Origin of the sequence: Pseudarthrobacter sp. AB1 (assembly GCF_014926485.1) — a bacterium.
Lineage (GTDB): Bacteria > Actinomycetota > Actinomycetes > Actinomycetales > Micrococcaceae > Arthrobacter.
In genome coordinates this window covers 25,128-31,573 of record NZ_PZKO01000048.1, presented here as the reverse complement: position 1 = coordinate 31,573, position 6,446 = coordinate 25,128, and the positions used below count along the sequence as shown (strand labels likewise).

General features: G+C 65.3%; 5 protein-coding genes and 1 pseudogene. 2 read left to right on the top strand and 4 right to left on the bottom strand.

All coding sequences use genetic code 11. From position 1 onward, the window contains the following. Positions 1-240, bottom strand: a pseudogene (locus DAD99_RS12495) (hypothetical protein); the annotation flags it as partial. A gap of 192 nt (positions 241-432) precedes the next feature. Here DAD99_RS12495 and DAD99_RS12490 point away from each other — a divergent pair. Then, positions 433-2,673 carry a S9 family peptidase gene (locus tag DAD99_RS12490; protein WP_193341803.1) on the top strand — a complete coding sequence of 747 codons (2,241 nt, stop codon included), beginning with the start codon at positions 433-435 and terminating at the stop codon, positions 2,671-2,673. 89 nt (positions 2,674-2,762) lie between these two features. Here the strand turns inward: DAD99_RS12490 and DAD99_RS12485 are convergent, their stop codons facing one another. The 3 genes from DAD99_RS12485 to DAD99_RS12475 all read right to left on the bottom strand — a co-directional run bounded on the left by DAD99_RS12485 (position 2,763) and on the right by DAD99_RS12475 (position 5,166). Beyond that, complete coding sequence (locus DAD99_RS12485) at positions 2,763-3,320, bottom strand: SRPBCC family protein (protein ID WP_227007974.1); 558 nt, start codon at positions 3,318-3,320, stop codon at positions 2,763-2,765. A 112-nt stretch (positions 3,321-3,432) separates the two neighbouring features. After that, complete coding sequence (locus tag DAD99_RS12480) at positions 3,433-3,990, bottom strand: GNAT family N-acetyltransferase (RefSeq protein ID WP_193341802.1); 558 nt, start codon at positions 3,988-3,990, stop codon at positions 3,433-3,435. 9 nt (positions 3,991-3,999) lie between these two features. Continuing rightward, positions 4,000-5,166 (bottom strand): acetate kinase, encoded by a 1,167-nt coding sequence (locus tag DAD99_RS12475; protein ID WP_193341801.1) that lies wholly within the window; start codon positions 5,164-5,166, stop codon positions 4,000-4,002. 147 nt (positions 5,167-5,313) lie between these two features. Here DAD99_RS12475 and DAD99_RS12470 point away from each other — a divergent pair, with 147 nt between their 5' ends. Continuing rightward, positions 5,314-6,429, top strand: a complete 1,116-nt coding sequence (locus tag DAD99_RS12470; protein ID WP_193341800.1) for a GTP-binding protein — start codon at positions 5,314-5,316, stop codon at positions 6,427-6,429. Positions 6,430-6,446 lie beyond the last annotated feature (17 nt).

Below are 6,446 nucleotides of genomic sequence, written 5' to 3'. Positions count from 1 at the left end.
GCGTGCTTTTTCAAACGCGGAGAGCTCACGATTTGTAGGGACCATGCCTCCATGCTCCCGCGGAATCAGGCCACGGTCGATATCGCCCTGGACCAACATCTTGCGCCACCTGCGGAACGTCCAGTCGGAAATGGACTTCGAGGCAAGCCACTCCTTCCTGGTCCCGTGCGGCTGCAAATAATACTCATGCATGAACTCACGGATCTCTTCACGCGTAAAACCCTTGTTATCAACGGGCACCGCCGGCTCCTTCAATCAACAGCTAATGAATGACTCACAACCAGCTTGACGAAGAGGGACGCCCTCTTTCTTTCCTCAGGAAACTGAGAGAGCGTCGGCCATTTAAGCCCGATTAGTGAGAGAGCGTTTGAGGGGGCTACCCCGGTAGCGAACGGCGGCCTTTTTGTCCGCCCGGCTCTATATATTGAAGGCATGACCCAGACTCCGCTGCAGGATTCCGCCAACCCTTCCGCCGCCGCCTCCCCCGCGCCCCCTGTGGCCAAGAAGGTCCCGCACGAGCGGACGCACCACGGCGACACTTTCGTGGACAACTACGAGTGGATGCGCGAGAAGGAATCCGCCGAGGTGGTTGAGTACCTCAAGGCCGAGAACGCCTACCAGGAGGCGGTCACCGCCCACCAGGAGCCGCTGCGCGAGGCCATCTTCCAGGAAATCAAGGGCCGCACGCAGGAGACAGACCTGTCTGTCCCGAACCGCAAGGACGGCTGGTGGTACTTCAGCCGCTCGGTGGAGGGCAAGGAGTACGGCATCCAGTGCCGCGTCCGCGCCCAGGACTCCGGCAACCCCGTGGCCGACTGGACTCCCCCCGCGGTGGAGGCCGGCGTCGAGATCCCGGGCGAGGAAGTGCTGCTGGACGGCAACGTCGAGGCCGAAGGCAAGCCGTTCTTCTCGGTGGGAGGCTCGGCCGTCACGGTGGACGGGAACCTGTACGCCTACGCCGTGGACAACGCCGGCGACGAACGATTCACCCTTCACATCAAGGACCTCCGCACGGGCGAACTCCTGCCGGACGTCATCGAGAACATCTTCTACGGCGTCAGTTTCTCCCCCGACGGCAGCCGCATCTTCTACACCGTGGTGGACGATTCGTGGCGCCCGTACCAGGTCAGGTCCCACGTCCTCGGCACCCCCGTCACCGACGATGAGGTGATTTACCAGGAGGACGACGTCGCCATGTGGCTGGGCTTTGAGCTCTCCTCTGACAGGCGCCACCTCGTGCTGGGCATCGGCTGCTCCGAGTACAGCGAGACCCGCCTGCTGCGTTTCGATGACCCGACGGCGGCCCTCACCACAGTGATTTCGCGGGACGAGCGCGTCCTCTATGAGGCCGAACCGTTCCTGCTCACCGGTCCTGACGGCGCAAAGTCGGAACGCATCATCATCACGCACAACCGCAACGCCGTGAACTCCATGGTCTCCCTCATCGACCCCGCTGAGCTCACCAAACCGCTGGCCGAGCAGCACTGGAGCACCGTCGTCGAGCATTCCGACGACGTCCGCGTCAACGGTGCCGGCGTCACCTCCACGCACCTGATTGTGTCCGTCCGCAAGGACACCATCGAACGCGTCCAGGTGATGGGGCTGGCTGGCCTCGGCACCTCCGCGCAGGAAGCCCCGGTGGAACCCGCATTCGACGAGGAGCTGTACACGGCCGGCGTGGGCGGATCTGACTACGAGGCGCCGGTGATCCGGCTGGGCTACACATCCTATTTCACGCCGTCGCGCGTGTACGACTTTGTGCTGCCCACCCCGGCGCAGCCCGCCGGCGAACTGCTGCTGCGCAAGGAAAGCCCGGTACTGGGCGGCTACTCCGCCAGCGACTACGTGGCCACCCGCGAATGGGCCAACGCCGCTGACGGCACGCGGATCCCCCTGTCGGTGCTGCGGCACAAGGGCGTCAAACAGGATTCGACGGCGGCCGGCCTGGTCTACGGGTACGGCTCCTACGAGCTGAGCATGGATCCGGGCTTCGGCATCGCGCGGCTGTCGCTGCTGGACCGCGGTGTGGTGTTTGTGATCGCACACATCCGCGGCGGCGGCGAACTGGGCCGGCACTGGTATGAGGACGGCAAGAAGCTCACCAAGAAGAACACGTTCACCGACTTTGTGGACGCCACCGACTGGCTGGCCAGCTCCGGGTGGGTTGAGCCGTCCCGGATTGCAGCCATGGGCGGTTCCGCGGGCGGTCTGCTGATGGGCGCCGTGGCCAACCTGGCACCGGAAAAGTACGCCGCGGTGGTGGCGCAGGTTCCGTTTGTGGATGCGCTCACCACCATCCTGGATCCGGAGCTTCCGCTCTCCGCGCTGGAGTGGGAGGAGTGGGGCAACCCCATCACGGACCCTGACGTGTACGCCTACATGAAGTCCTATTCGCCGTACGAGAATGTGCGTGCCGTTGCGTACCCCAAGGTGGCCGCGGTAACCTCCTTCAACGACACCCGCGTCCTGTATGTTGAGCCGGCCAAGTGGGTCCAGGAACTGCGGAACAGGACCACCGGCACGGAGCCTGTGGTGATGAAGATCGAGATGGACGGCGGCCACGGCGGCGCGTCCGGGCGTTATGTCCAGTGGCGCGAGCGCGCGTGGGACTACGCGTTCATCGCCGATTCGCTGGGTGCGGTTGAGCTGCTTCCGGGGGCTGGGCTCAAGTAGCCCATCGGACCCCTGGATCTCGCTCCCCACCCGCTCCCTCACCGGGCCGAATCCGGTGGTTGAGCTTGTCGAAACCCGGATCTCGCGGCTCAGCTGTCATCCCTGCCGTATTCCGGGTGCACAGTGAGCAACTCGGCGAGGGTCTCGAGATTGGCGCGGACAGTCCGGGCCTGGGCTTGTTCCACGAACCGGTCGGCCAGCTTGCCGAACACCCCGCCCAGGCCAGATGCCGCATCGATCCGGAAGTTCAGGCGGGTCCCGTCACCTTCAGGTTCCAGGACATCGGTTACAGTGAATTCCAGCTTTCCTTCCACCGAGCGGGATACAAAGCGGGTTGGAGGCTGGAATTCGATGACCTCCGTTGTCCAGTCGAATTTCCTGCCCACCACCTTGCTGGCGCCCTTGACCCGGGTGCCGACTGCAACAGGCTCGGTCCCGACTGTTTCGGCATGGACGGCCGAGGAGTCCCAGACTGGAATGTTTTCGCCCTTTGACAGGAAATTGAAGACTTCCTGTGGCGGGCGGGCAATGTAGACGTTTTCTTCCACGGTGGGCATCGGATCCTCCTTGGACACGCCTGTTGCCAGCGCGGCATGGCCGGCAGCTAGGCACAACGCCAGTTTGGCCTTGGCCCAGCAGGCAGTCAATGGCCTGAGATTAACCCATCGATTTGCACCATTGCTGCCGTCTTCAGCGCTCAAAGGGCCGTTACGGAGCAATCGATCGGATCTCGACGGGCTCGATCACCGGGACGCTCGATCACCGGGAGCGGGAGCGCCATTCGTCCTCGAGGATCGCATAGACCAGCTCGGTGGCCCACTGGCCCTTGTAATGCCATTTGTCCACCAGCCGGGCTTCCAACCGCATGCCCAGCCGTTCACAGAGAGCGGCGGAGGCGGTGTTCAGGGCGTCGAGCTTAGCCTCGATCCGGTGCATCCCCAGCTCCTCGAACCCCAGCTTCAGCACCGCATCCGCGGCCTCGGCCCCGTAGCCCTTGCCCCGCGCGGCCGGCGCCAGGGTCCATCCGACTTCGCCCTGCCCGCGCCCCGGAAGCCATTTCAGCACCACTTCGCCCAGCAGCCCCGGCGATCCCTTCGCCTCGACGGCCAGGCAAACCCAGTCGTTCTCCTTCTCGAAGACGAGATTGGCGTACTTGCCTACGGACTCCATGGCCTTGGTGTAGCTCTTGGCCTCCCCCGGCAGGAAGCGGGCCGTGTCGGGCAGCGAATGGTAGGCATGGAAGGCGTCCACGTCCGCAGCTTCGAACCGGCGCAGGATCAACCGCTCGGTGCGGAGGGGCAAAGTAATCTCAGGCATGGACTGAGGCTATGCCATGGACCCGGGGTGGACGACGGCGGCAGTCGCCTCTGCGATGGCGCGCTCCTCATCGGTGGGCACCACCAACACAGGGATGACGGACGCAGCCGTGGAAATCACCCGCGGCTCCTTGGACCGCTGACTGTTCAGGCCGGCGTCGAGCTCTATCCCCAACGCACGCAACCTTTCAGTCACCAGTGCGCGGAACTGGTGTGAGTTCTCGCCGATCCCCGCAGTGAACACAAGTGCCTTGGCTCCGCCGACGGCCACATGGTAGCCGCCGATGTACTTTGCCAGCCGGTAGGACGTGACCGCGAGAGCCATCGACGCCTTGGCGTCACCGGCCTCTGACGCCTCCACGACCGAGCGCATGTCGTTGTTCCCAGCGAGCCCCTTCAGGCCTGATTCGCGGTTGAGCATGGTGTCGATGTCCTCCGGCGTCCAGCCGTTCCGGCCGAGGAACACCAGAATGGAGGGGTCGAGGTCGCCCGAGCGGGTGCCCATCACCAGGCCTTCCAGCGGGGTGAAGCCCATGGATGTGTCCACCGAATGACCGCGGCGGATGGCCGTGACGGAGGCGCCGTTCCCCAGGTGGGCGATCACGCCGTCGAACTCGTCCACGGGCAGATCCAGCAGCGCGGCGGCGCGCTGCGTGACGTACTCGTGCGAGGTGCCGTGGAAGCCATAGCGGCGGATGCCGTGGTTCACGTAGAGCTCGTCCGGGACGGCATAGCGCCAGGCATGCTCGGGCAGGGTGCGGTGGAAAGCGGTGTCGAACACGGCCACCTGCGGCAGGTCCGGCCACTTCTTGCCGATGGCGCGGATGCCCAGGACGTTGGCGGGATTGTGCAGCGGCGCGAGGGGGTTGAGGCGCTCGATGGCGCGGGTGATTTCGTTGTCGATCAGCACCGGCTCGGCGAACCGCTCGCCGCCATGCACCACGCGGTGGCCCACCGCCGTCAGCTTGAGGTCACCGAGCTCGGCCTGGATCGCGGCATCAACCTGCTCCAGCGCCTCCGCGTGGTCCCGGGGGCCCTCGATTTCGCCGTCGCCATCACCGCCGTTGCCCATGCCGATCTTCTCGATCAGCCCCTCCGTCAGCACAATGCCGGCGGCCACGTCACGGACCTGGTACTTGAGCGAGGACGAACCGGAGTTGATGACGAGCACAAGCATGGGGCCTCCTGGAGCCTTGGTACCGCGGGCACAGCTGACGAGGGGTGGTGCTGGAACCTGGCGCAGCGCTCCCCTGAATCCACTCTATAAGCTGCCCCTTGGATACTTGAGTTGTAAATGATAATGATTCTCATTAGAGTGATGGGTATGCATATCACTGTGATCAGCTCCCTGGACGGCCTGTGCCGCCAGCAAGCCTGCCAAGACGCGGCCGCGGCCCATCCCGGCGCCGTGGTAGTCCTGCACGACCTGTTGGAGAACGGCGTGGTCATCCGCAGGATCTCCAGCCAGTCCGGGCTTGTGGAGCGCGCCGAGACGCAGCTGGAACACGGCTGCCTGAGCTGCACCGTGCGGCTGGACCTCGTGCCCACCATCGAGCGGCTGCTGGAACGCGGGGAGACCCAGGCCATCATCGGGCTCCCTCCCGCCGTGTCTGCGGAGGCCGCGATCGGAGCCCTGCGACGTGGCCTTTCCCGCCCGGTGACGATTGATTCCGCTGTCCTTGCCTGCGCCCCTGACACGCTGGAGGACCACATTTGGGACCACCACACCCTGTTTGAGTCCGGGTTCACGCCGGTCCCGGAGGACCAGCGCACTGCTGGTGAATTCCTTATCGGCGAGCTGTCGTTCAATGACACCGTCCTGCTGGCGGAGGTGGACCTGTTTCCGGCCGACCCTGCCCTGCGGGTTCGCGGCGTGCAACTGGTCAGGGAACTGGCCCCTCACGCTGACGTGGCGGAAAACGCCCGCCTCATCCGCCCAGGCCGCCACAACTACCACGACGCCCTGAGCCGGACGGTCCCCGGTTCGGTGCGGATCCCGGCGTCGTCCTCAACGTCACCGTTCACTACCGTCACCCACCGGGCCCAACGGCCGCTGCACCCTGAGCGGTTCCGGCACGCCCTGGCGTCCCTCGCGGAAGGATGCTGCTGGTTGCGGGGACGCCTATGGATCGCCGCCGCACCGCAGTGCCGGATCGCCATCCAGGGCATCGGCCCGCGTGTCTGGCTCGAAAATACCGGACCGTGGCTGGCAGACCAGGACGCCGGCGCGGCGCCCGATCCCCTCAACCATGTGGACGCCCACCTGGACTGGCATCCGGAGCACGGGGACCGCGGAAGCGTGCTGGCCGCGACCGGAGAGGGCATGGACCCGGGGGAAATTGCGCTGCTGCTCTCCGCCTGCGAACTCACCGACGCGGAAATGGAGGCAGGGTTCGCCGGTCTGACCGACCCGTTTCAGCTCGACCCCGCCCCGTCCTGAACGGTCCCGGCTTCACA

Excerpts from the sequence above, each read along its gene's own strand:
- DAD99_RS12490 (WP_193341803.1), top strand. The coding sequence starts at position 433 with ATGACCCAGACTCCGCTGCAGGATTCCGCCAACCCTTCCGCCGCCGCC.
- DAD99_RS12470 (WP_193341800.1), top strand. The coding sequence starts at position 5,314 with ATGCATATCACTGTGATCAGCTCCCTGGACGGCCTGTGCCGCCAGCAA.
- DAD99_RS12480 (WP_193341802.1), bottom strand. The coding sequence starts at position 3,990 with ATGCCTGAGATTACTTTGCCCCTCCGCACCGAGCGGTTGATCCTGCGC.
- DAD99_RS12475 (WP_193341801.1), bottom strand. The coding sequence starts at position 5,166 with ATGCTTGTGCTCGTCATCAACTCCGGTTCGTCCTCGCTCAAGTACCAG.